Origin of the sequence: Nitrospirillum guaranorum (assembly GCF_034653275.1) — a bacterium.
In the GTDB taxonomy this organism is placed as follows: domain Bacteria; phylum Pseudomonadota; class Alphaproteobacteria; order Azospirillales; family Azospirillaceae; genus Nitrospirillum.
In genome coordinates, this window is the sequence record NZ_JAYEES010000003.1 from 2,492,904 (window position 1) to 2,516,079 (window position 23,176).

Annotated in this window: 22 protein-coding genes and 1 pseudogene; 9 read left to right on the top strand and 14 right to left on the bottom strand. The window is 67.4% G+C overall.

All coding sequences use genetic code 11. The features are described from left to right. Window positions 1-66 precede the first annotated feature (66 nt). Together UAJ10_RS20365 and UAJ10_RS20370 are read right to left on the bottom strand one after the other, a co-directional pair. Window positions 67-558, bottom strand: a complete 492-nt coding sequence (locus UAJ10_RS20365) for a CreA family protein (RefSeq protein ID WP_322917048.1) — start codon at window positions 556-558, stop codon at window positions 67-69. Further along, entirely contained in the window at window positions 555-971 is a 417-nt protein-coding gene (locus tag UAJ10_RS20370; protein ID WP_322917049.1) for an HRDC domain-containing protein, read from the bottom strand. The genes UAJ10_RS20365 and UAJ10_RS20370 overlap by 4 nt, the downstream gene beginning before the upstream one ends. Window positions 972-1,249: 278 nt before the next feature. Between UAJ10_RS20370 and UAJ10_RS20375 the strand changes: the two genes are divergently transcribed. Then, window positions 1,250-1,567 carry a 2Fe-2S iron-sulfur cluster-binding protein gene (locus tag UAJ10_RS20375; protein ID WP_322917050.1) on the top strand — a complete coding sequence of 106 codons (318 nt, stop codon included), beginning with the start codon at window positions 1,250-1,252 and terminating at the stop codon, window positions 1,565-1,567. Window positions 1,568-1,644: 77 nt separating this feature from the next. Here UAJ10_RS20375 and UAJ10_RS20380 read toward each other — a convergent pair whose 3' ends face one another. The 4 genes from UAJ10_RS20380 to UAJ10_RS20395 all read right to left on the bottom strand — a co-directional run bounded on the left by UAJ10_RS20380 (window position 1,645) and on the right by UAJ10_RS20395 (window position 5,360). Then, window positions 1,645-2,412 (bottom strand): SapC family protein, encoded by a 768-nt coding sequence (locus UAJ10_RS20380; protein WP_322917052.1) that lies wholly within the window; start codon window positions 2,410-2,412, stop codon window positions 1,645-1,647. A 187-nt stretch (window positions 2,413-2,599) separates the two neighbouring features. Then, entirely contained in the window at window positions 2,600-2,965 is a 366-nt protein-coding gene (locus UAJ10_RS20385; RefSeq protein WP_322917053.1) for a hypothetical protein, read from the bottom strand. A gap of 170 nt (window positions 2,966-3,135) precedes the next feature. Beyond that, window positions 3,136-4,203: a Leu/Phe/Val dehydrogenase gene (locus UAJ10_RS20390; protein ID WP_322917054.1), complete on the bottom strand. Its 1,068-nt coding sequence runs from the start codon at window positions 4,201-4,203 to the stop codon at window positions 3,136-3,138. Window positions 4,204-4,451: 248 nt separating this feature from the next. Then, window positions 4,452-5,360, bottom strand: coding sequence for a peptidoglycan-binding domain-containing protein (locus UAJ10_RS20395; protein ID WP_322917056.1), 909 nt, complete (start codon window positions 5,358-5,360; stop codon window positions 4,452-4,454). A 343-nt stretch (window positions 5,361-5,703) separates the two neighbouring features. Between UAJ10_RS20395 and UAJ10_RS20400 the strand changes: the two genes are divergently transcribed. Continuing rightward, window positions 5,704-6,096 carry an Hpt domain-containing protein gene (locus tag UAJ10_RS20400; protein WP_322917057.1) on the top strand — a complete coding sequence of 131 codons (393 nt, stop codon included), beginning with the start codon at window positions 5,704-5,706 and terminating at the stop codon, window positions 6,094-6,096. Window positions 6,097-6,334: 238 nt separating this feature from the next. On the opposite strand, the gene UAJ10_RS20405 is transcribed toward UAJ10_RS20400, so the two are convergent. Then, window positions 6,335-7,060, bottom strand: a complete 726-nt coding sequence (locus UAJ10_RS20405) for a response regulator transcription factor (RefSeq protein WP_004273058.1) — start codon at window positions 7,058-7,060, stop codon at window positions 6,335-6,337. Between the two features lie 287 nt (window positions 7,061-7,347). Continuing rightward, window positions 7,348-10,530: a bifunctional proline dehydrogenase/L-glutamate gamma-semialdehyde dehydrogenase PutA gene (gene putA / locus UAJ10_RS20410; protein WP_322917058.1), complete on the bottom strand. Its 3,183-nt coding sequence runs from the start codon at window positions 10,528-10,530 to the stop codon at window positions 7,348-7,350. A gap of 129 nt (window positions 10,531-10,659) precedes the next feature. On the opposite strand from putA, the gene UAJ10_RS20415 reads away from it, so the two are divergent. Continuing rightward, window positions 10,660-11,145, top strand: coding sequence for an Lrp/AsnC ligand binding domain-containing protein (locus tag UAJ10_RS20415; protein ID WP_322917059.1), 486 nt, complete (start codon window positions 10,660-10,662; stop codon window positions 11,143-11,145). Between the two features lie 49 nt (window positions 11,146-11,194). Beyond that, the gene (locus UAJ10_RS20420; RefSeq protein ID WP_322917060.1) at window positions 11,195-11,773 is read left to right on the top strand and encodes a hypothetical protein; all 579 of its coding nucleotides are present in this window, start codon (window positions 11,195-11,197) and stop codon (window positions 11,771-11,773) included. Between the two features lie 112 nt (window positions 11,774-11,885). Here UAJ10_RS20420 and UAJ10_RS20425 read toward each other — a convergent pair whose 3' ends face one another. Then, entirely contained in the window at window positions 11,886-12,398 is a 513-nt protein-coding gene (locus tag UAJ10_RS20425; RefSeq protein WP_322917061.1) for an NAD(P)/FAD-dependent oxidoreductase, read from the bottom strand. Further along, window positions 12,395-13,120 carry a TIGR03862 family flavoprotein gene (locus UAJ10_RS20430; protein WP_322917062.1) on the bottom strand — a complete coding sequence of 242 codons (726 nt, stop codon included), beginning with the start codon at window positions 13,118-13,120 and terminating at the stop codon, window positions 12,395-12,397. Before UAJ10_RS20430 ends, UAJ10_RS20425 begins: the two co-directional genes overlap by 4 nt. A gap of 220 nt (window positions 13,121-13,340) precedes the next feature. Here UAJ10_RS20430 and UAJ10_RS20435 point away from each other — a divergent pair, with 220 nt between their 5' ends. Beyond that, on the top strand, window positions 13,341-14,414 hold the full coding sequence (locus UAJ10_RS20435) for a homocysteine S-methyltransferase family protein (protein ID WP_322917063.1): 1,074 nt from the start codon (window positions 13,341-13,343) through the stop codon (window positions 14,412-14,414). 13 nt (window positions 14,415-14,427) lie between these two features. Next, window positions 14,428-17,148, top strand: a pseudogene (gene metH / locus UAJ10_RS20440) (methionine synthase); the annotation flags it as partial. Between the two features lie 51 nt (window positions 17,149-17,199). On the opposite strand, the gene UAJ10_RS20445 reads toward metH, so the two are convergent. The 4 genes from UAJ10_RS20445 to UAJ10_RS20460 all read right to left on the bottom strand — a co-directional run bounded on the left by UAJ10_RS20445 (window position 17,200) and on the right by UAJ10_RS20460 (window position 20,331). Continuing rightward, entirely contained in the window at window positions 17,200-17,547 is a 348-nt protein-coding gene (locus tag UAJ10_RS20445) for a beta/gamma crystallin-related protein (RefSeq protein WP_322917065.1), read from the bottom strand. A 29-nt stretch (window positions 17,548-17,576) separates the two neighbouring features. Then, window positions 17,577-18,272, bottom strand: a complete 696-nt coding sequence (locus UAJ10_RS20450; RefSeq protein WP_322917067.1) for a beta/gamma crystallin-related protein — start codon at window positions 18,270-18,272, stop codon at window positions 17,577-17,579. 137 nt (window positions 18,273-18,409) lie between these two features. Further along, window positions 18,410-19,375 (bottom strand): methylenetetrahydrofolate reductase, encoded by a 966-nt coding sequence (gene metF, locus UAJ10_RS20455; RefSeq protein WP_322917068.1) that lies wholly within the window; start codon window positions 19,373-19,375, stop codon window positions 18,410-18,412. Between the two features lie 26 nt (window positions 19,376-19,401). Continuing rightward, a complete protein-coding gene (locus UAJ10_RS20460) occupies window positions 19,402-20,331 on the bottom strand; it encodes an ArsR/SmtB family transcription factor (protein WP_322917069.1) in 930 nt (309 codons plus the stop codon). Between the two features lie 402 nt (window positions 20,332-20,733). Here UAJ10_RS20460 and UAJ10_RS20465 point away from each other — a divergent pair, with 402 nt between their 5' ends. The 3 genes from UAJ10_RS20465 (at window position 20,734) to UAJ10_RS20475 (ending at window position 23,174) form a co-directional block, all read left to right on the top strand. Beyond that, complete coding sequence (locus tag UAJ10_RS20465; RefSeq protein ID WP_322917070.1) at window positions 20,734-21,504, top strand: MlaA family lipoprotein; 771 nt, start codon at window positions 20,734-20,736, stop codon at window positions 21,502-21,504. Window positions 21,505-21,641: 137 nt separating this feature from the next. Then, on the top strand, window positions 21,642-22,295 hold the full coding sequence (locus tag UAJ10_RS20470) for an MlaC/ttg2D family ABC transporter substrate-binding protein (RefSeq protein ID WP_322917071.1): 654 nt from the start codon (window positions 21,642-21,644) through the stop codon (window positions 22,293-22,295). A gap of 99 nt (window positions 22,296-22,394) precedes the next feature. Further along, a complete protein-coding gene (locus UAJ10_RS20475; protein ID WP_322917072.1) occupies window positions 22,395-23,174 on the top strand; it encodes a hypothetical protein in 780 nt (259 codons plus the stop codon). Window positions 23,175-23,176 lie beyond the last annotated feature (2 nt).

Below are 23,176 nucleotides of genomic sequence, written 5' to 3' on the forward strand. Positions count from 1 at the left end.
AGTCAACCGAATGATGTATGTCCAGCGGAGGAGGTATTCGCTTTTTTACCCCAATTGAACAGGACATTAACGCTCAGGCTTGCCCTTCGTCCAGGTGGGGTTGGCATTGAACAGCGGCACGGTGGAAATGGCCATCTTGGCCGACGCGTCCTTCACCTGGCGGCTATAGACGACGTAGATCAGGGTGTCGTTGGCGCGGTCATAGATGCGCCGGACGGCGATGGACTTGAAGATCAGGCTCTTGCGCTCGGAAAACACCTCCTCGCCATGCTTGGAGGTGTCGATCTTGCCGATGACGACGGGACCCGTCTGCCGGCAGGAGATGGAGGTGTTGGACGGATCCTCGAACCAGTTGCCCTTGCGCAGCCGGTCGATGACGCTGCGCGAGAAGCTGACGATGTGGCAGGTCACGCCCTGGATGTCCGGGTCGGGCACCGCCTCCACCGTCAGTTCGTTGCCCGTCCAATCGTTGCTGAACGATCCCACCTCGTCGGCGCGGGCGGTCCCCGCCGCCAAGCCGGCGAGCGTGAGGGCGGCGGCGAGCAGCAGGCGCCTCAATTGGTGAGATCTTCCATGGTCTGGCGGACGATCTGCACGATCTGGCCGCCGCGGCCGGCCACGTCGAAGCCCGCAGCACTGCTGATGACCGACAGCTCGATCTCCGTCGTCGGGGCGTACCGGGCGATCTCCGCCACCACGACGTTGGACAGGACCTCTTCCTTGTCCACGCCCAGCGATTTGGCGACCTCGGTCCGCCAGCTGTTGATGGCGGAGATGATGGCCGATTCGATCTGGGCGGTTTCCTCCTTGCGGCGCAGGTCCCGGTATTGAACAAGCACACGCCAGGCGCCATCGGCGTAGGCGGTGTCGATGCGCGAAACCTCCACCGTTCGCAGGAACGAGGCCAGGCGGGTCTCGTCCTCGTCATGCGCGGCGTCACGGATGGAGAAGGTGCGGATTTCCAAGGTCATGCGCTGTCCCGGTCAGAGGGCCCGGAGGGTCCGCCCGGCACCGGGCCGGGGGCCACATCCATGGATATCCGGCAATATAACCGAGGCAGGGGCGCTTGACAGGGGGGCTAAGGCTCCGCCGCGGTGGTTTTTCGGGGTGGGTTTGCGGATTTTCGCCTCGCGCGCGCCCGTGGATTTCACTATCACCAGCGCGATCGTTCGCCGGCCGACGGGTCCCACATGCCCTGGCATCCCGACGAGCGGCCCCCTTTCGCCGACGCTGCCAAGGAAAACGACCCATGCCCACGATCCACGTTATCGATGCCGATGGCGCGGAGCACGTCATCGAGGGGGATGTGAAGGCCTCCGTGATGGAAAACCTGTGCGACCACGACCTGCCGCTGGACGCCGACTGCGGTGGTTCATGCGCCTGCGCCACCTGCCACGTCCTGGTCGACGCCGACTGGGCGGCCCGCCTGCCCGAGCCCAGCCTGGATGAACAGGCCCTGCTGGAGGAGGAACCGACCTACCAACCCGGCCGGTCGCGCCTGTGCTGCCAGATCGACTTCAAGCCCGAGTTGGACGGCCTGCGCCTGACCTTGCTTCCGCGCGGCTGAGGCCGGTGACCGCGTAATAAAAAGGGCGCTGGTGATGCCTCACCAGCGCCCTTCGCAGTCATGGGGTAAAGCCGGCGTCAGGCCTTCTGGGACAGCACCCGCTCCGATGCCAGTTCCGCCAGGACGCTCCAGCGGGACAGCGAGATGAAGTGCGAGAAGACCAGGCCCAGGTAGCCGCGCTTGCGCCAGTCCAGGAACACGTCGTCCGGCAGCTCGTTGAACTTCTTCTCATCGATGATGGTGAAGCCCGTGAGGGTCATGCGGCTGTTGTCGTGCGACAGCGTCAGGTCCAGGCGCTGTTCCACCAGCAGGCCGCGGTCGTGCAGTTCCTTGCAGAAGGCGCTGGTCGCGACGGCGGACTGGTTGAAGGTGGCGCAGAAATTCAGGGCGTCGTTACCGGCGGCGCCGGCCTTGTCACCCTCGAACAGGGGGACGTCGCCGTCCGGACCCACCAGGTTGGCATCCTCTTCCAGGCACAGCACCAGGCGCTCACGGTCCGGCGTCTCCATCATCAGGAAGGGGTAGCGGCGGACATAGGCCGGGATCGGGGTGTTCTTGCGCCAGGCGCCCTCGCCGTCCACGAACAGGTTCTCGTCCGGGCGCACGCCGGTCAGCACCACCGCGGCCGGGTTGTTGCCCAGGGTGAAGACGATGGGATAGTGGCCGTTGAGGGAGATGAACTCCTCGCCCACGATCGGAATGGCATTGGCGTTGGCGGCGTAAGAGAACGTCCGCTGCTGCTTCAGCTTCCAGTCCCCGTGACGGTTGATATCGACGGGAACGGGCTCCCGGTAGAACGGAGGCATCTGGCCGGCTTCGGAATTGGCGGCGGCGGCGTCGGTCATGGCAAAAGGTCCTGGTTTACCGGTTAAATTCAAACTGACCGGGAGCTGGACCCAGATGTGCGCGCCCTCTCCCCCGACAGGATGGGCTCTGGAGTGCCGGAATTGTATGCGTGAGTCAACAGCCCCGCGACCCAGCCATGACTTGCACGCGTGACGAACTGTGACATGCCGGCCCCGCGACAGGCCGTCAGCGGTTGCGCAACGTGGCCTTCTTGCGCTGGGGGCCCACCTCTTGCTCACCCAGCCAGATGACCAGCGTGGCGGCGCCGGAGATGATCTGCAGCACCTTCTCGGCCTTGGCCGGCATCCGGATCTTGCGCGTCATGCAGTAATTGACCAGCGCCGCGGCCACCTCCATCTCAGCGAAGGTGGCCTCGTGCATCTTGCCGTAATCATCCTCGATGGGAAGCTGCACGGTGACGGGCGGCCCCTCGACGATGACGGGATCCTTCACCATGCCCACGGGCAGCTTGCGATTGAGCCGCCCCGTGAATTCCACGATCGCCGTCATCAGCTCCCGTTCGGTGAAGCTGATCGCGCGCAGCTCCTGCATGCCCCGTCCCCTTGGATACCCCCGCCCCTGATTGGGGCAGGCGGCATCATATAGGGGGGCCACCGCCCAAGTCACCCCCACCGTAAGGATCATAATCATCCTGATTCACAACGAAAAAGGCCGGCCGCCCCAGCGGGGCGCCGGCCTTTCCCGTCGTGGTCCTGGAAACGTCAGGCGACCTTGGCCATGTCCTTGGCGCGGCCGGCGGCCAGGCGTTCCCGCGCCATCTGGTCCGCCACCTCGTTGGTGGGGCGGTCCTCGGCGTCGGCGCGGCGGAAGATGTCCGCCAGCGTGCCGTGGATGGCCTCCACCTTCGCCAGGATGGCCTCCTTGCTGTAGGTGCCGCCCACCTCGCCCGCGACGTTGATGATGCCGCCGCCGTTGATGACATAGTCGGGGGCGTACAGCACGCCCAGGGTCCGCAGCTGCCGGCCGATGGCGTCCACCGCCAACTGGTTGTTCGCGCCGCCGGCCACCACCTTGGCCTTCAGCTGCGGCAGCGACTGCTCATTGAGCACGCCGCCCAGGGCGCAGGGGGCGAACACGTCCACGTCCTGGGCATGGATGACCGAGGGGTCCACGGCGACGGCGCCGTGGCGGTCGACCACCCGCTTCACCTGGTCGGCGAAGATGTCGCTGACGGTCAGGATGGCGCCGTCATCAGCCAGGCGCTGGCACAGGTGGCTGCCGACATTGCCCAGGCCCTGCACGGCCACGCGCACACCCTTCAGGCTGTCGGTCCCCAGGCGGTGCCGCACGGCGGCCTTGATGCCCAGGTAGACACCGTAGGCGGTGAAGGGCGACGGATCACCGCTGGCGGCGGCGCCGTGGTTCAGGCCGGCCACGTGCCTGGTTTCGCGGCCCATGACCTGCACGTCGGCCACGGTGATGCCCACGTCCTCCGCCGCGATGTAGCGGCCGCCCAGGCTCTCGACCATGCGGCCGAAGGCGCGGAACAGCGCGTCGGACTTGGCGGTCTTGGGATCGCCGATCAGCACCGACTTGCCACCACCCAGCGGCAGGCCGGCCATGACGTTCTTGTAGCTCATGCCGCGCGACAGCCGCAGGACGTCCTTCACGGCGTCGGCCTCGGTCGCGTACGGCCACATGCGGCAGCCGCCGCAGGCGGGCCCCATGGTGGTGTCGTGGACGGCGATGATGGCCTTGAGGCCACTCTCCGGGTCACGGCCGAACAGGACCAGCTCGTGATTGTCGAAATCCGGAGCGTCGAACAGCATGGGGGCACTCTCCTGCCTGGGGCCCGGAACCATGGCGCCGGGCCGGTGATCCGGCCCACGGGCGCATGCGGCGGGGGCGGAACTGTCTGCAGGACGAAGCTTAGGGGCGGGGCCTGGGCCGGTCGATTTCGTTGTTTTATTGCGCGGCGCAGCTTTGGCGAACACTCGGGCATCCGCCGTGCAATGTCCTGTCGCGCGGCTCCGCCGGCGATGGAAATATGCCCGGAATCGGACCCGGGAAAAATTTATCAGCGGCCGACGCGCAGGCCCGGCGAGCGGCTCGGGCGGGCGACGGTGTCATCCAAGCGGGGCATGACGCGGCCGTCGGGCAAGCGCGTGTCCTCCCCACCCAGCGAAGGCTCACGCCGGACCTCACCCGCCCGACCGCGCTTGGGCGCCTTGCGGCTGGGGCGGCGGCCGCTCCACCACCAGATGCCCGCCATGAGGGCCAACAGGGCGGCGACGAAGCCCAGCAGGGCGTTGCGCGCCCAGTCCGGCGCGGTGATCTCGGTCGGCGCCTGCTCCGGCGTGTCGCCGGTGGACTGCGTCTCCACCGCGATGCGGCCGGCGCCGGTGGTGCCGGCGGCGTCCTGGCCCGGGGCCGGCTGGCCGTTGGAAACGGCACCGCCGGGACGCTGGGTCACCGAGGGCGGGGGCAGATCCGCGGGCGCGCCCGCCGGGGTGGAGGCCCCCGGGTTGCGCGACACGCTCAGCACGGTGCTTTCCTGCGCTTGTCCCCCACGCTCCACCCCCACGGCGGAGCGGGCGGCCTTGGGCTGCACGTCCTCTTCCTTCAGGCGCGGCTGCGAGGCCTTGGCGCGGCTGGTGGGATCGGCCAGGTTGCCGACCGTCTTGTCCACCGGGCGGCCTTCCATCATGCGGGCGATGGTGTCCTGGTCCAGCTTGCCGGTGACCTTCAGGCCCTCCGCCTTCTGGTATTGCCGCAGTGCGGCGACGGTGGGCGGGTCCATGCGCGAGGAGGCGCGACCCTCGTACAGCTCTTTTTCCTTCAGGATGTTCTGGGCCCACTGGATGGTGGCGCTGTTGGGCTCGCCAGTGGTGTCGGCGGGGGCGGCCAGCGCCGGACCGGCGCCCGCCGTGGTCAGCATCACCGCCGCGATGGCGGAGGCGAACAAGGGCCGGCGGGCATTGAACATCGCTGAACTATCCTTTTTCCAGGTCACGTCTTCCGGGTCACGTCCCGGCAGGGAAACCCTGCCTTCCGGGGCGCCGGCATCGACGGAATCACCAGGCCGCCCCTGAGGCAGCGTGTTACAATTCACGCCACTTTGCCATGCGCATTTTAGCCGCCGGCCCCCGTGCATGCTGCATTGCGTCCAAACAAAGTGGGTATCTCTGACGGTGACTTGGGGGTCGCCCGGGTGACAACCCCGCCAAAATCTCGCGTCATTGTGTGAAAATAAAGGCGCGGGGTGTTGTAACGTTCCCCCGTGGAACGCCAAACAAGACAACAAACCAAGACAGCAACGGAAAACGCCGATGACCGCGCACACCGAGGCCGAGAGCTGGCCACTTGAAGACACGCCCACCCTGGACCGTGGCGTGCTGACCGCCCACATCAACGACTTGGGGGCGGACCTGGTGCGCCAGATCGCGGAGAAATACCTGGACGACGCGCCGTCCAGCGTGGCGGCGGTGCGCGCGGCGCTGGAGGCGCAGGACCTGCCCCTGCTGCAGAAGCTGATCCACCGCCTGGGCGGCGGCGCGCAAACCGTGGGGCTGGCCGCCCTGTCGGCCCAGGCCCGCAAGGCGGAGCATGCGCTGCGCCAGGGCCATAACGACGAAGGCATCCGCGAGGCCACCCGCCTGCTGGCCCGGGTCGGCAGCGACCTGGCCGTGCTGGATGAATTCCGCGCCAGCCTGAAGGACTGATGCCAATGGCATTTGATCGTGACCGCTCAAATGCCACCCTCAAACGCCGGGCGCCAGCATCCGCTGGCTTGGCTCATCCTCGCTGCGCCCTGCGGTGCTCGCTCCGGCGGCCGCAGTCGCGGCCTCGGCGGCATGAGTCGACACTTCATGCCGCCGGTATGACCTCCGCGCCTTGAAATGAAACGGGCCCGATCCAGCCGGACCGGGCCCGTGACGTTTTTGGACGGTGCCGCGGCGGTTACGCCGGGCCGGTGACGTCGGCGCCCAGGCGGTAGCCCAGGCCCTTTTCCGTCAGGATCAGGCGTGGCTGGGCACCGCCGTCGTTCATCTTGCGGCGCAGGCGGCTGACCAGCACGTCGATGGTGCGGTCGCTGGGATTGCGGTCGGTGCCGCTGACGGCGTCGATCAGCTGGTCGCGCGTCACCACCCGGCCGCCGGAACGGACCAGCAGGGCCAGCAGCTCGAACTCGCCGCGCGTCACCCGCACCTCGACACCCTGGGTGTCGATCAGGCGGCGGCGCGCCAGGTCGATGGTCCAGCCGCCGAAGCGGCGCACGGTGCCCTCGGCCCGGCGCATCTTGCTGGGATGGGTCCGGCGCAGCAGGTTGCGCGCGCGGGCCAGCAGCTCACGCGGGTTCGGCGGCTTGGTCACATAGTCGTCGCCACCGGTTTCCAAACCGAAGACACGGTCGTCCTCGTTGGCCCGCCGGGTGACGATGATGATGCCGACGTTGGAAATCTCACGTATGTCGCGGGCGATGGAGAAACCGTCCTCGTCCGGCAGTTCGATGTCCAGCAGCACCAGATCCGGGGGCTGCCGGATGATGGCTTCCCGCGTCTGCTTGCCGTTGGCCGCTTCGGCGATCATGAACCCGGCCTGATGAAAGTATCCCGCCAGCAAGGCCCTGGTCGCCGGCTCGTCCTCAACGATCAGGACCAGCGGCGCTTCCACACTCTCCGTCATGACTCTTCCAACCCCCCTGCCGGCCATTGCCCCAAATGCACCGCCGGACGTTGGCGACAGAATGTCCCTCGCGGGCCGCCAACGCAAGTCCCTGGCGAACCAGGGCTGTACGGCCTCGCTATAGGGAAAAAGGGCAGGAAGGAATCGCGAAAAGCTCCCCCAAAAGAACGAGGCGGGCGCCCATGGCCAATCGCCACAAGTGCCCGCCCCCGTCCGGACCCTACCGCCCAAGGTGTTCCAAGCCCGAGTCTTTGCCCGAGTCTTGGATTATGACGCGCCGTTGCTGGTCAACCGCCGAGGCCCAGCAGGTCGGCGTTGCCGCCGAAGGCGGTGATGTTCACGGTCAGCGTCTTTTCCGTGGCGAAGCGCAGCAGGTAATGCGGGCCGCCGGCCTTGGGACCCGTGCCGGACAGGCCATGGCCGCCGAAGGGCTGCACGCCCACGACCGCGCCCACCATGTTGCGGTTGATGTAGGTGTTGCCGCAGTTCAGGCGCTGGAAGATCTCCTGCGCCCGGCCTTCCAGCCGGCTGTGCACGCCCAGGGTCAGGCCATAGCCGGTGGCGTCGATGTCGGCCAGCACCTGGTCCAGGCTGTCGGCCTTCCAGCGCACCAGGTGCAGGACGGGGCCGAACACCTCGCGCGGCAGGCGCTTCAGGCTGTTGATCTCATAGAGGCGCGGCCCGAAGAAGGTGCCGTTGGCGAGGTCCGCGCCCGTGGGGCAGGCGTGGACCAGCTTGGCCTCGCGATCCATGCGCTCGGCATGGGCCACCAGGATCTTGCGGGCGTCCTCGTCGATGATGGGGCCGACGTCCGTGGCCAGATCCATCGGATCGCCCAGGGTGACCAGCTGCATGGCGCCCTTCAGCAGATGGGCCATCTGGTCGGCCACGTCGTCCTGCACGAACAGGACCCGCATGGCGGAGCAGCGCTGACCCGCCGACTGGAAGGCGGAGGTGATGCAATCGTCCACCACTTGCTCCAGCAAGGCGGTGCTGTCGACGATCATGGCGTTCTGGCCGCCGGTCTCGGCGATCAGGGGGACGATGGCGCCGTCGCGGGCGGCCAGCGCCCGGTTGATCAGGCGCGCCGTCTCGGTGGACCCGGTGAAGGCCACGCCGCCGATGCGGGCGTCGGCCACGAGGGCCGCCCCCACCGTCTCCCCATCGCCCGGCAGCAGGTGCAGAACGTCACCCGGCACGCCGGCGCGGTGGAACAGGCGCACGGCGCGGGCACCCACCAGGGTGGTCTGCTCGGCCGGCTTGGCCGCCACGGCGTTGCCGGCGGCCAGGGCGGCCGCCACCTGGCCGGTGAAGATGGCCAGGGGGAAGTTCCACGGGCTGATGCAGACGAAGGTGCCGCGGCCATGCAGCGACAGCTCGTTGCTCTCGCCCGTCGGGCCCGGCAGGCGGGTGGGCGCGCCGAACTGCTTGCGGGCGAGGTCCGCGTAATAGCGGCAGAAATCCACCGCCTCGCGCACCTCGGCGACGGCGTCGCCCCAGGTCTTGCCCGCCTCGCGGATCAGGATGCCCAGCAGGGCCGGGGTATCGGCCTCCAGCGCGTCGCCCATGGCGTCCAGGATGCGGGCGCGGCCCTCGCCGCCCAGCCTGTCCCAGCCGGGCTGGGCCTGGGCGGCCCGCGCCAGGGCGCGGTCGATGTGCTCCGCCGTGGCGTCGGCGGTGGTGCCCACGGTGCGGGTGCGGTCGGACGGGTCCAGCACCGACCGGGCCTTCTGGCCAGCCAGGTCCTGGCCACCGACGATGGGGCCGGCCGTCCAGGCCTGGGCCAGGGCGGCATCGATGCCGGCGCGCAGGGACCGCACCGTGGCCTCGTCCGTCAGGTCGACACCGCGGGAGTTGGCGCGGTCGTCACCATAGAGCTTGTCGGGGGTGGGGATACCGGCATGGCGCAGCACGGGCAAAGCCTCCAAAAGGGCGATCGGGTCGGCAACCACCTGGCCCACCGGGATGGCCGGGTCCATGTAGGCGTTGACGAAGTTGCTGTTGGCGCCGTTCTCCAGGAGACGGCGGACGAGATAGGGCAGCAGGTCCTCATGCGTGCCGACGGGCGCGTAGATGCGCACGCGCGGCACGTTCTTCAGGCGGTCCCGCGCGGCGGCGTACAGCAGGTCGCCCATGCCGTGCAGGCGCTGGAATTCCAGGTCGCGGTTGTCGCCGGCCAGATGCAGGATGGCGGCGATGGTATAGGCGTTGTGGGTGGCGAACTGCGGGTAGATGGCGTCCTTGGCCGCCAGCATCCGCCGCGCGCACACCAGGTAGCTGAGGTCCGTCGCCGCCTTCTTGGTGTAGACGGGGTAGTCGGCGTGGCCCTGGGTCTGGGAGAACTTGATCTCCGTGTCCCAATAGGCGCCCTTCACCAGGCGCACCATCAGCCGGCGCCCGGCGGAACGGGCCAGCGCCGCCAGCCAATCGACCAGATGGGCGGTGCGCTTCTGATAGGCCTGGATGGCCAGGCCCAGGCCATTCCAGCCGGCGAGGTCGCCATCGCGCGCCAGGGCCTCAAGCAGGTCCAGCGAGATGTCCAGGCGGTCGGCCTCTTCCGCGTCGATGGTCAGGTTGATGTCCCAGCGCTTGGCGGCCAGGCACAGGTCCTTCACGCGGGGCAGCAGCTGGGCCATGACGTCGGCGCGCTTGGCGAAGACGTAGCGCGGGTGCAGGGCCGACAATTTGATGGAGACGCCGGGGGCGGCGTAGGGGCCACGGCCCGCCGCCGCCTTGCCCACCGTGTCGATGGCGTTGAGGTAGGAGGCCTGGTAGCGGTCCGCCTGTTCCCAGGTGCGCGCCCCCTCGCCCAGCATGTCATAGGAATGGACGGTGCCTTCCGGCTTCGCCTTCTTCGCTTCCCCCACCGCCTCGGCGATGGTGCGGCCCATGACGAAGTGTTCGCCCATGACGCGCATGGCCTTCATCATGGCGGCGCGGATGACGGGTTCGCCCGAGCGCTGAACCAGGCGGCGCAGCAGGCCGGGGGCGTCCCCCTGCTTCTTGGTGTCGACCTCCACCACCCGGCCGGTCAGCATCAGGCCCCAGGCGGCGGCGTTGACGAAGGCGCTGTCGGACTGGCCCAGGTGCTGGTCCCACTGGCCCTTCGTGATCTTCTCGGCGATCAGCCGGTCGGCCGTGGCCGGGTCGGCGATGCGCAGCAGGCACTCGGCGATGCACATGAGGGCGATGCCCTCCTGGTTGGACAGGCCGAACTCCTGCATGAAGGCGTCGAGCGGCCCCAGCTCCGACCGGCGGGCGCGGGCGGCGTTCACCACGTCCACCGCCTGGGCGTCGATGGCCCGCCGCTCCTCCGCCGTCAGGCCGTGCGCCGCCAGCAGGGCGCGCACCGCCGTCTCCTCATTCAGGTGCTTGGCCCGGCGCAGGGCCGCGCGGGGGCCGTCAAGGTCGGGCGTGGCCGGGGAGGGAGCCAGGGAGGGGGAACTGGACGGGGCGGTCGCCTGGTACATGACACTGCCTGGGGCTTGGGTGGGGTGATATTGTCGCGGATTATGGCGGGATCACCGGCATATTTCCCGCCATTTTGGGCAATTTTTCAGTATATCATCCGGCGAAGACGCCCTTCGGACGATGAAAATATGACCCGCCAAACCGCCGACCAGTTGGACCGCATCGACCTGAACATTCTGCGCATCCTGCAGGAGGATGGGCGCCTGTCGAATGTGGAGCTGTCCCGCCGCGTGAACCTGTCGCCAACCCCCTGCCTGGAGCGGGTGCGGCGCCTGGAACGCGACGGTTACATCCAGGGCTACGCGGCGCGGCTGGACCCGGAACGGCTGGGCCGCAGCCTGATGGCGTTCATCGAGGTGCGGCTGGACCGCACCAGCCCCGACGTCTTCAAAATCTTCGCCGACGCCATCGCCCCCATGGACGAGATCCAGGAATGCCACATGGTGGCCGGCGGCTTCGACTACCTGATCAAGGTGCGGGTGGCCGACATGGGGGCCTACCGCGCCTTCCTGGGCGACAAGCTGTCCAGCATCCCGGGCGTGGCCCAGACCCACACCTATATGGTGATGGAAGAGGTGAAATCGACGGCGGCCATACCCGTGCCGGTGCGGTGAAATGCGCATAAGCACGTTAACGACATAAATTAATCTTCCGGAGGAGAAGTTGGAAACGATCACTGCAGATTGCCCAAATTGTGGTTTAGGCAGAAACGTAATTGTTCTAAAGCGAGAAATAGAAAATAAATTAGACGAATATCTACTTGTTGAAGATTCCTATGAATACCTAATATGCAAATGCGCCGGCTGCGACTATATTTTTTTCAGAAAAGAGAGAACGAACAGCGAAGAATCAGAAATGGAGATAGATCCAATAACCGGCGAGGAAAAAGAAATATTACATTATAGAGTTATTAATTTTTATCCAGGAAAAGAAAAAATGAGGCCGGATTGGCTGGATATAATATATTTCTTTGAAAGTGAAATTTACGAATCTCTGGACAAGATCTATAGAACGCTAGACGCTTCCAGTTTCGACGATCTCCCAGCTTCGTGCCGAATGGCTATAGACAAGATAATTATCTACCTTGGGGTGCCAGAGAATCTTCCATTCTCCAAAAAAACTGAGGAATTATTGAATCGCAGTCAAATGACAGAGCACGACAAGAAAATTCTAGACATAATTATCAATGCCACAAATGCAGCAATTCACCGCAATTGGAAACCAGAATCCCTATTTTATTAAAAACATGGTGCTATGGATAGGAAATTGGGCGCATCGGGTTTTTCTTCTAAATAGCTTGATTGAAAACGAGAGCCCGAACATTCCCGCCAAGGCCGCCAGTAAAACCCCCACGTCAGGTAAATAACCCCGCAACCCCCTCCGCCGCCGCCAGCGCCCCGCTGAAGCACGCCTGCAGCAGATAGCCGCCGGTGGGCGCCTCCCAGTCCAGCATTTCGCCCACGGCGAAGACGCCGGGCAGGCGGCGCAGCATCAGATGGTCGTCCAGTTCGGTTAGCGTTATGCCGCCGGCGGTGGAGATGGCGCGGTCCATGGGGCGGATGGCGGTCAGGGTGATGGGCAGGGCCTTGAGACGCCGGGCCAGCGCCGCCGGGGTGGCGAGGTCGGCAGGCGTGGCGCTTTCCCGCACCAGGGTGGGGATGACGCCCTCCAGGCCTAAGGCCTTGCGCAAGCGGTTCTTCAGGCTTTCGGATGGCGGCGCCTTGGCCAGGCGCGCCGTGACGGCACCCAAGTCCAGGTCGGGCTTCAGGTCGATATGCAGGACGGCTCGGCCGTCGCGGGCGATGGCCTCCCGCAGGGGCGCGCCCAGGGCGTAGAGGGCACCCCCCTCCAGCCCCGTGCGGGTCACCACCGCCTCCCCCGGCTGGTCTGGCCGGCGAAGGACAGGGCGATGCGCTTCAGGGGCTGTCCCTCCGCCCGCTCGATGAAGGCGGGGGACCAGGCGACGTCGAAGCCGGCGTTGGCGGCGCGGAAGGGGGCGAGGTCAACGCCCCTCGCCGCCAGCAGGGCCGCCCATCCGCCATCGGAGCCCAGGCGCGGCCAACTGGCGCCGCCCAAAGCCAGCAGGGTGGCGTCCACCCGTACCGTCCGGGGCCCCTCCGGCGTGTCGAAGGCCAACGCGCCGTCGTCGGTCCAGCCGGTCCAGCGGTGGCGGGTCTTCAGCGTCACGCCCAGGCCGTCCAGCCGGCGCAGCCAGGCGCGCAGCAGGGGGGAGGCCTTGAGGCCCACGGGGAACACGCGGCCACTGCTGCCCACGAAGGTCTCGATGCCCAGGCCGTGCACCCAGGCGCGCAGGTCATCCGGCGTGAAGCGCCCGATCCAGGGCGCCACGACGGGTGCGGCCGCGCCATAACGGGTGAGGAAGCGGTCCAGCGGTTCGGAATGGGTGATGTTCAGGCCGCCGCGCCCGGCCATCAGGAACTTGCGCGCCGGCGAGGGCATCGCGTCGAACACGGTGACGGCGATGCCCCGGGCGGCAAGCGCCTCCGCCGCCATGAGGCCTGCGGGCCCCGCGCCGATGATGGCCACCGCCGGGCGCCGCCCCTCTTGATCCGCCGTCTGCGGCACCATCGAACCCCTTCGTTCCAATCCCAGGGCGCTTCTAGGCATGGGCGCTCGCCGCCGTCAATGCGCGCCGGGGAAGCGACCGCGCAAAAGCGCAGGACGCCCGCGTCCGGCGCATCACATAAAGACATCTTTATGTTTGCATCTGTATCCCCAGATGACTAGGGTGGCGAACATTGTTACCTGGAACATACCCGGCGCCCTCATGCCGGCGGAGTACGCGATCATGGCCCTGACCCGTTCCCAACGCCTGGCCCGCCTGCCGGACCTGCTGAAGCAGCGCATCCTGGTGCTGGACGGCGCCATGGGCACCATGATCCAGGGCTACAAGCTGGATGAGGCCGGCTATCGCGGGGAGAGGTTCAAGGACTGGCACCGCGACGTGCGCGGCAACAACGACCTGCTGAACCTGACGCAGCCGCAGATCGTGCGCGAAATCCACCAGCAGTATTTCGACGCCGGCGCCGACATCGTCGAGACCAACACCTTCAATTCCACCAGCATCAGCCTGGCCGACTACGGCATGGAGGATTTGGCGTACGAGTTCAACAAGGCCGGCGCCGGCCTGGCGCGCGAGGCCGGCGACGCGCTCGAGGACATTGACCCGTCGCGCCCGCGCTACGTCGCCGGCGCCATCGGCCCGACCAACCGCACCGCCTCCATCAGCCCACTGGTGACCGACCCCGGTTTCCGCAACGTGGACTTCGATGAGCTGCGCCTGGCCTACCGCACCCAGGTGGAGGGATTGATCGACGGCGGCGTCGACATGCTGCTGGTCGAGACCATCTTCGACACCCTGAACGCCAAGGCCGCCCTGTTCGCCGTCGACGAGGTGCTGGAGGAAAAGGGGCTGGAGCTGCCGGTCATGATCTCCGGCACCATCACCGACCGCTCCGGCCGCACCCTGTCCGGCCAGACGACGGAGGCCTTCTGGAACAGCCTGCGCCATGTGAAGCCGCTGAGCATCGGCCTGAACTGCGCCCTGGGCGCCGACCTGATGCGCCCCTATGTCCAGGAACTGAGCCGCGTCGCCGACACCTATGTCAGCGCCCACCCCAACGCCGGCCTGCCCAACGAGTTCGGCGGCTATGACGAGACGCCGGAGCAGATGGCCGACGCGCTGCGCCACTGGGCCGGTGACGGGCTGGTGAACATCGTCGGTGGCTGCTGCGGCACCTCGCCCGCGCACATCCGTGCCATCGCCGAGGCGGTGAAGGGCATCACTCCGCGCCCGCCCGCCGTCCGCCCGGCGCGCATGCGCCTGGCCGGGCTGGAGCCGTTCGAGATGCCGGCGTTCTGATCCGCCCCGCCCAGACCCCAGCGCCCCGCCCCTCGTTTCGCTTCCGGAATCAGCCGCCATGACCCAGCCCCGCACCGCCATCTTCATCAATGTGGGTGAGCGCACCAACGTCACCGGATCGGCCAAGTTCAAGAAGCTGATCCTGAACGGCGATTACGAGGCGGCACTGGCCGTCGCCCGCCAGCAGGTGGAGGGCGGCGCCCAGATCATCGACGTGAACATGGACGAGGCCATGCTGGACAGCGAGGCCGCCATGGTCCGCTTCCTGCGCCTGATCGCCTCGGAGCCGGACATCGCCCGTGTGCCCGTCATGATCGACAGTTCCAAGTGGAGCGTGATCGAGGCGGGGCTGAAGAACGTCCAGGGCAAGGCCATCGTCAATTCCATCAGCCTGAAGGAAGGGGAAGAGGCCTTCATCGCGCAGGCCCGGAAGGTGCGCCGCTATGGCGCCGCCGTGGTGGTCATGGCCTTCGATGAGAAGGGCCAGGCCGACACGGAGGCGCGCAAGGTGGAGATCTGCCGCCGCAGCTATGACGTGCTGGTCAACAAGGTGGGCTTCCCGCCGGAAGACATCATCTTCGACCCCAATATCTTCGCCGTCGCCACGGGCATCGAGGAGCACAACAACTACGCCGTGGACTTCATCAACGCCACGCGCCGCATCCGCACGGAGCTGCCGGGCGCCCACGTCTCCGGCGGCCTGTCCAACGTCTCGTTCAGCTTCCGCGGCAACGAGACGGTGCGCCAGGCGATGCACGCCGTATTCCTGTACCACGCCATCGCCGCCGGCATGGACATGGGCATCGTCAACGCCGGCGAGCTGCCGGTGTACGAGGACATCCCGGCCGAGCTGCGTGAGCGGGTGGAAGATGTCATCCTCAACCGCCGCGACGACGCCACCGACCGCTTGCTGGAAGTGGCGGAGAAGTACAAGGGTGGCGGCGCCAAGAAGGAGGCGGACCTCAGCTGGCGCCAGGCGCCGGTGAACCAGCGCCTGACCCACGCCCTGGTGCACGGCCTGACCGACTGGATCGACGAGGATGTGGAGGAGGCGCGGCAGGCCGCCGACCGCCCGCTGTCGGTCATCGAGGGCCCGCTGATGGATGGCATGAACGTGGTGGGCGACCTGTTCGGCGCCGGCAAGATGTTCCTGCCCCAGGTGGTGAAGTCCGCCCGCGTCATGAAGAAGGCCGTGGCCTACCTGCTGCCCTTCATCGAGGCGGAGAAGGACGGGGCCGCCAGCCGCAGCAACGGCAAGGTGCTGCTGGCCACCGTGAAGGGCGACGTGCACGACATCGGCAAGAACATCGTCGGCGTCGTCCTGCAATGTAACAACTACGAGGTCGTGGACCTGGGCGTCATGGTGCCCTGCGCCCAGATTCTGGAGACCGCCCGCAAGGAAAAGGCTGACATCATCGGCCTGTCCGGCCTGATCACCCCGTCGCTGGACGAGATGGTGTTCGTGGCCAAGGAGATGCAGCGCGAGGGCTTCGACCTGCCGTTGCTGATCGGCGGCGCCACCACCAGCAAGGTGCACACGGCGGTGAAGATCGACCCGGCCTACCAGGGGCCCGTCGTCCATGTCATCGACGCCAGCCGCGCCGTGGGCGTGGCCGGCAACCTGATCAGCCTGGCGGCCAAGGGCGACTATGCCCAGGGCGTGAAGGGCGACTACGCCCGCATGCGCGAGGCCCACGCCCGCGCCCAGGCCGGCCGCGCCCGCCTGCCCATCGCCGACGCCCGCGCCAATCGCGCCCGGCTGGACTGGGCGGCGTATGAGGCGCCGCAGCCGCTGAAGCCCGGCCTGACGGTGTTCGAGGATTACGACCTGGCGGAACTGGTGTCGCGCATCGATTGGCGCCCCTTCTTCCAGGCCTGGGAACTGGCCGGCACCTTCCCCGCCATCCTGGAGGATGCCGTGGTGGGCGAGGCGGCGCGCAACCTTTACGCCGACGCCCAGGCGATGCTGCAGCGGATCGTCGGTGAGAAATGGCTGACGGCCCGCGCCGTCGTCGGCCTGTGGCCCGCCAACACTGTGGGCGATGACATCGAGGTCTACACCGACGCCAGCCGGAAGGCGGTCAAGGCCACGCTGCACACCCTGCGCCAGCAGATGGCGCGCGAGGCCGGCCGCGACCGCCCGCACCTGGCCCTGGCCGACTTCGTGGCGCCCAAGGAAACGGGCGTGGCCGACTGGGTCGGCGGCTTCGCCGTCACCGCCGGCATCGGGCTGGAGGAGCGCGCCAAGGCCTTCGAGGCGGCGCACGACGACTACAGCGCCATCCTGCTGAAGGCCCTGGGCGACCGCCTGGCCGAGGCCCTGTCGGAACGCATGCATGAGCGTGTGCGCACCGAGCTGTGGGGCTACGCCGCCGGCGAGAACCTGAGCAACGAGGACCTGATCGCGGAGAAGTACCGGGGCATCCGCCCGGCCCCCGGCTACCCCGCCTGCCCCGACCATACGGAGAAGGGTATTCTGTGGCAGCTGCTGGACGCGGAGAAGAACGCCGGCGTCACGCTGACCGAAAGCTACGCCATGACCCCCACCGCCGCCGTCAGCGGCCTGTACTTCGCCCATCCGGGCGCCAAGTACTTCGGCCTGGGCAAGGTGGAACGCGACCAAGTGGCGGACTATGCCGCGCGCAAGGGCATGGACATGGCCACCATGGAACGCTGGCTGGCCCCCAATCTGAACTATGAGCCCGCCACGACGGATGGCGTGGCGGCGGCGTGACCTTTGATGTCCCAGGCGATCGGTTCAGGTTCAGCTGAACCGACTGCGCCCTCAAGGTCGCCCCTCCTCGACCTGCCGCAGGGAGGAAATGGCCCGGTCCAGGCCGATGCGCTGCAGGTCGTCGAACCGTTCGTAGGCATGGACGGTCACGCAGTCATGGTAGCCCGCCTGGCGGCACACTTCCCATGTGCCGGATTCGACATACAGCGACCGGGCCCTATCATTCCACCGGGTGTAGGCCAGGTTGTCCGTGTCGTCCGTGATGACGAGGGTATCGCCCTTCAGGCCTGGCTCCTTGTACAGAGTGATCTCCCCGTTGGCGGCGCTCGCCTGCCAGGGTATCGCCATCGCTGACAGCGTCCATGCCAGCAGCAAGCCCAAGCTCAGAACGCGTTTCATCGGTCCCCCAAAGATGGAAAAGCCCGACGTCAGCATCTGACGCCGGGCCCTTCACGATCATTGCCAGATGTTGATCTGCTCCGGCGTGCAGCGGTAGTGCCAGCGCTCGCCGTTCCAGCGGATGCGGCCTTCCCATTCCTCGCCTCGGAAGCCGAAATCGCTGGGCGGCCCGAAGCGCTGGACGAAGGCGTCATAGATGCGATGCCGGCATTCGCCCATGGGCGGCGGGCCATCGCGACGATCGTCGTCCCAGTTGATGCCGCCCTGCGGCGGCGGGGGGGCGGCTGGTCATAGGCGCCGGGACCGTTGTTCCAGGTGATGCCCCCGCCATAGCTGGGCGGCGGGCCGTAAACCGGCGGCGGCGGGGGCGGCGGTTCCGGCTGGTAGTAGCGGCCGTCGATCTGGCGGGCGGACGAAATGCTGGCGAACAGGCCGATCTCGCCCAGGTCGCCGATGCGGGTGCCACGGCCCACGCGCTTGCAGTCGCGGAAGCCCGCGTTCTTGCACACTTCCCACTCACCCGAGCGCACGATCATGGACTTGGCGCGGTCATTCCAGCGGCCCATGTCCGCCAGGTTTTCCACACCGTCACGGACGGTCAGCGCGTCACCCCGGAAAAAGGGTTCGGAGAATAGGGTGATCTCACCCGCCAGCGCGCCGCCGGCGGTCATCAGGGTGCCGGCCAGGACGGCCGCGCCCATCAATCGGTGCATCAATCGTGTCATGACGGTCCACCCTGTCATCGGCCCGGCGGAAGGCTTTCCGCCGGCTAATCCATTGGGGGCATTGCTTGCAAGAATGCCTTCCCGGCGGATTTAACCTAAACCGCCGAGAATGGCGAGCCCATGGCAAGGGGATGGCATCATTCGGGTTTGGCGGGTTTGGCACCTTTCGGGGCCCGCACCCCCAGCATGTGGCAGATGGCGACCGTCAGGTCGGCCCGGTTGAGCGTGTAGAAGTGGAAGTCGCGCACCCCTTCCCGCTCCAGCCGCAGGCATTGCTGCACCGCCACGGTGGCGGCCACCAGTTGGCGGGTCTCCGGCTCCGCGTCCAGGCCACCGAACAACTCGTCCATCCAGGCGGGCACGACGCAATTGCACTTGGCGCCCAGCTCCACCGCGCGGCCGAAGTTGGTGATGGGCAAGATGCCGGGCACGATGGGGATGTCGATACCGGCCGCCGCCACCGTATCGCGGAAGCGCAGGAACCGGTCGGTATCGAAGAAGAACTGGCTGATGGCGCGGGTGGCGCCGGCGTCCACCTTGCGCCGCAGATTGTCGATGTCGGCGGCGGCGCTGGCGGCCTCGGGATGGGTTTCGGGGAAGCAGGCCACGGAGATTTCGAAGTCCGCCACCCGCTTCAGGCCGGCCACCAGGTCGGTGGCGTAGGCGTAGCCGCCGGGATGGGGCTGGTAGCCGCTGCCGCCCAGGCCGCCGCTACCGTCCGCCGCCTGGGGCGGATCACCGCGCAGCGCCACGATGTGGCGGATGCCGGCGTCCCAATAGGCGCGCGCGATGGCGTCGATCTCTTCCTTGGTGGCCGCGACGCAGGTCAAATGGGCGGCGGCCGGAATGCCGGTCTGCCGCTGGATGGCGGTGACGGTGGCGTGCGTGCGCTCCCGCGTGGAGCCGCCGGCGCCGTAGGTGACCGAGACGAAGGCCGGCGACAGCGGCGCCAGGCGGCGGATGGCCTGCCACAGCGTCTGCTCCATCTTTTCCGTCTTGGGCGGGAAGAATTCGAAGCTGACGCGCAGGTCCCGCGGCACGGTCACCAGCGGCTCACCACCCCCCAAGGGGCTGTCGGCGGCGGTCTCATTCACGATGGTCATGGCAAGTCTCGGCGTATTCGGGGCGATCAGACGGGCCGCTGGCCGGACCACAGGGTCACGGTCAGGGGGGTGCCGGGCAGGTGCACGGGTTGGGCCGGCGTCAGGCCGGCATGGCCGAACCACTGCGCCATTTCGGCATCCGTGAAGCCCAGGCGGCGATGGGCGTGGTCGGTGCGCAGGTTCTCCAGGTCATGGCTGGCGAAGTCGACCACCACCACACGGCCGCCGGGCCGCAGCACGCGCGCGGCCTCCACCAGCACCTCCTGCGGGTCCTCGGCGTAGTGCAGAACCTGGTGGACGATCACCATGTCCTGGCTGCCGCTGGGGACGGGCACCTGGTACATGTCGGCCAGCCGCACCTGCACATGGCGCAGGCCCGCCTTTTCCAGGTTGGCCCGCGCCACCGCCAGCATCTCGCGCGAGGCGTCGATGCCCAGGGCGCGGGTGACATGGGGGGCGAACAGCTCCAGCATGCGGCCGGTGCCGGTGCCGATGTCCAGCAGGTCGCCGATGCCGCCGGCCGGCACCAGGCCCAGCAGGGCCTGTTCCACGTCGCGCTCGGGCACGTGCAGGCTGCGCACCTCATGCCAGCGGGCGGCGTTGTCGCGGAAATACTGGGCCGCCGTCTCCTGCCGCGCGCGCTTGATCTGGTCCAGCCGTTCCAGGTCCAAGGCCAGGCCGGGGTCGTCCGCCGGAATGGCGTCCACCAGGGTCCGCGCCAGTTCCGCCACCGCCCCCCGCTCCGCCAAGCGATAGTAGGCCCAGATGCCTTCGCGGAAACGGTCCAGCAGCCCGGCGTCGCATAGCAGCTTGAGGTGGCGGGACACGCGTGGCTGGCTTTGGCCCAGGATCTGCGTCAGCTCGCTGACCGTCAGTTCGCCATGGGCGCATAGGGCCAGCAGACGCAGGCGCGTCGGCTCCGCCGCCGCCTTCAGGGCCCCAAGCAAAAAATCCATGGTCCGACGATCCCCATGCCACCGCAGTCTCTGGGATCATTTGTACATATAAAGATGTCTTTATGCGAGCGAATAATGACAACGATACGAGACGGCGAACGCGCCACCCGGCGACGGGCAAGGCGGTATAATGGCCTACGTCCCGGTGCCGGCCCCAGGGGCGTGGGTGCGCCGCACCCACTCGTCCGATGGCCGACCCCTATATCGAAGGTCAGATAGAAAATGGCCCCACCTTGGCCCACCTCATAGTGGTGCCTGGATTTGGCCACAAAGTATGCCAATCATTCATCAATAACCAATTTAACCGTGGGTTGACGCATGCGCCTGATGTCGCCGATCCCGCAGGGCGGGCCCCTGGTTTCTTTCATGCCGGCATGGCGCCTGGCGCATCGGGGGCGACGATTGGCCCCCGCTTTACTTGCCGTGGGCATGCTGCTGGGTGTCTCGGCCTGCGCCTCCAATCCCGATGGCACGACCATGCGCCCGGCCCTCGCCGGACCCGAGGCCAACGACCCGCTGGAGGACGTGAACCGCGGCGTCTTCTGGTTCAACGACCAGGTGGACCAGGCCGTGCTGCGCCCCGTGGCCCAGGCCTATCGCTGGGCCATCCCGCCGGCGCTGCGCGACGCCGTGTCCAACGTGCTGAACAACGTGCGCTCCCCCCTCACGCTGGCCAACAACCTGCTGCAGGGCGACTGGGAGGGCGCCGGCGTCACGGTGGAGCGCTTCGTCATCAACTCCACGGTGGGCATCGGCGGCCTGGTGGACGTGGCCGCGGCCAACGGTATTCCTTATCATTACGAGAGCCTGAGCCAGACCTTCGCCGTCTGGGGCATAGACGAGGGCCCCTATCTGGTGTTGCCCTTCCTGGGGGCCTCGTCCGTCCGCGACGCCGTGGGCTTCGGCCTGGAGGCGTGGGGTGACCCGGTCACCCGCGTGTCCACCAACACCGACAACGACTGGGCCAACTATACCCGCGTGGGCTTGACGGTGTTGGACGCCCGCTCAACCTATTTCGAGGCGCTGGACGACTTGCGCAAGAACAGCGTCGACTATTACGCCGCCATGCGCGCCGCCTACCGGCAGCAGCGTGACGGCTATGTCCTGAACGGCAAGGCAGATCCGCGCCAATACCCCAGCATTCCCGACTACTCCCAGAACCCCGACCCGTAATAGAAAGACATGGGAGCCCGGGGGATCACCGGCGCCGGTCCGGCGTTGAAACTGTACTGGCCCGCCGTGACACCCATCACTGCGTCCGCCCCCGTCCCCGACAGACTGTCCTGACACACGAAGAGATCAACAAGGCCATGACCAACATGCTGACGCGCCGCACCCTTTTGCTCGGCACCGCCACGATGGGCCTTGCCCTGTCCCTGGGCTTGCCGTTCGCCACCCCCGCCCTGGCCGCCGCGGACGCCGGCGCCGCCGTCAAGTTCGTCCAGGGCTTGGGCGACAAGGCCATCGGTGTCCTGTCCAAGCCCGGCGCCTCGAAGGCGGAGGTCCAGTCCACGTTCAACCAGCTGCTGCAGCAGAACTTCGACCTGCAGACCATCGGCCGCTTCGTCCTGGGGCGCTACTGGAACGTCGCCAACGACGCCCAGCGCCAGGAATACATGAAGCTGTTCCAGACCATGATCGTGTCGGTCTATTCCGAGCGCTTCAGCCAGTACGCCGGCGAGACCTTCAAGGTCGGCGCGGCGCAGCCGGACGGTGAGAAGGACGCCATCGTCAACAGCCAGGTGATCCGGTCCAACGGCCCGGCCGTGAACGTCGATTGGCGCCTGCGCTTTAAGGACGGCAGCTTCCGCATCATCGACGTGGTGGTGGAAAACGTCAGCATGAGCCTGACGCAGCGGTCGGAGTTCGCATCGGTGATCGAAAGCCATGGCGGCGACTTCAACGCCCTGCTGGACGCCCTGCGCGACCGGATTCAGAAGGCCAACGCCGGCGTGGCCCAGTAAAGGCCGGCACCCGAGAGAATTGGCGGTTGGAATGGCGCCCCGAGGCAACGACCCCGGGGCGCCATTTTCTTTTGGCGTTGGGCGCCGTAGCCTTCCGCCATGCTTAGGGAATGGATCGCCAGCCGGCTGACCCTCTGCCCATCCGCCGCCCGGCGGTTGGGCTATCATCGTGAGTCCGCCGCCATCACGGCGCGGGCCCGGCGCCAGAGCGCGGCGTGGGCGTCCCATCTGGCCAACAGCCACCGCGTCGTGTCGCAGGCGGCGCAGCGCTTCGGCCGGGGCGGCACCCTGCTGGTGCTGGGTTCCGGATCCCTGCTGGACCTGCCGCTGGACACCCTGGCGCCCCGATTCAGCCGCATCATCCTGGCCGACATCGCCCACGGACCGGAAGCCCGATGGCGCGCCGGGCGCGATGCCAAAATCACGCTGGACCTGGTCGACCTGACGGGGACCGTGGCCGACATCGTCGCCGGCCGCCCGCTGAAGCCCCATTGCGACGCGTACGCCGACGTGGCGCCGGACCTGGTTCTTTCCCTGAACCTGGCCTCGCAGCTGCCACTGGCGGCGCGTGGCCTGGTGGCGGCGCAAGAAGGGGAAACGGCGGCCGATGCCTTGGCGGCGGACATCGTGCGGGCGCACCTGGACCATGTGGCGCGCCTGGCGACACCCTGCCTGATCCTGGCGGATGTGGAGCGGCGGTGGCTGGACGGGCAAGGCCGCGTCCTATCGGTCGAAGACCCCTTGTTCGGCCTGGCACTCCCGGGAGAGCCCTTGGCCACATGGCCATGGATGGTGGCGCCCGCCGGTGAAATCACCCGCGACAGGGGTTTCGAGACCACCGTGGCGGCCCACCTGATGCTGCCGCGCCCTCGGCCTTAAGG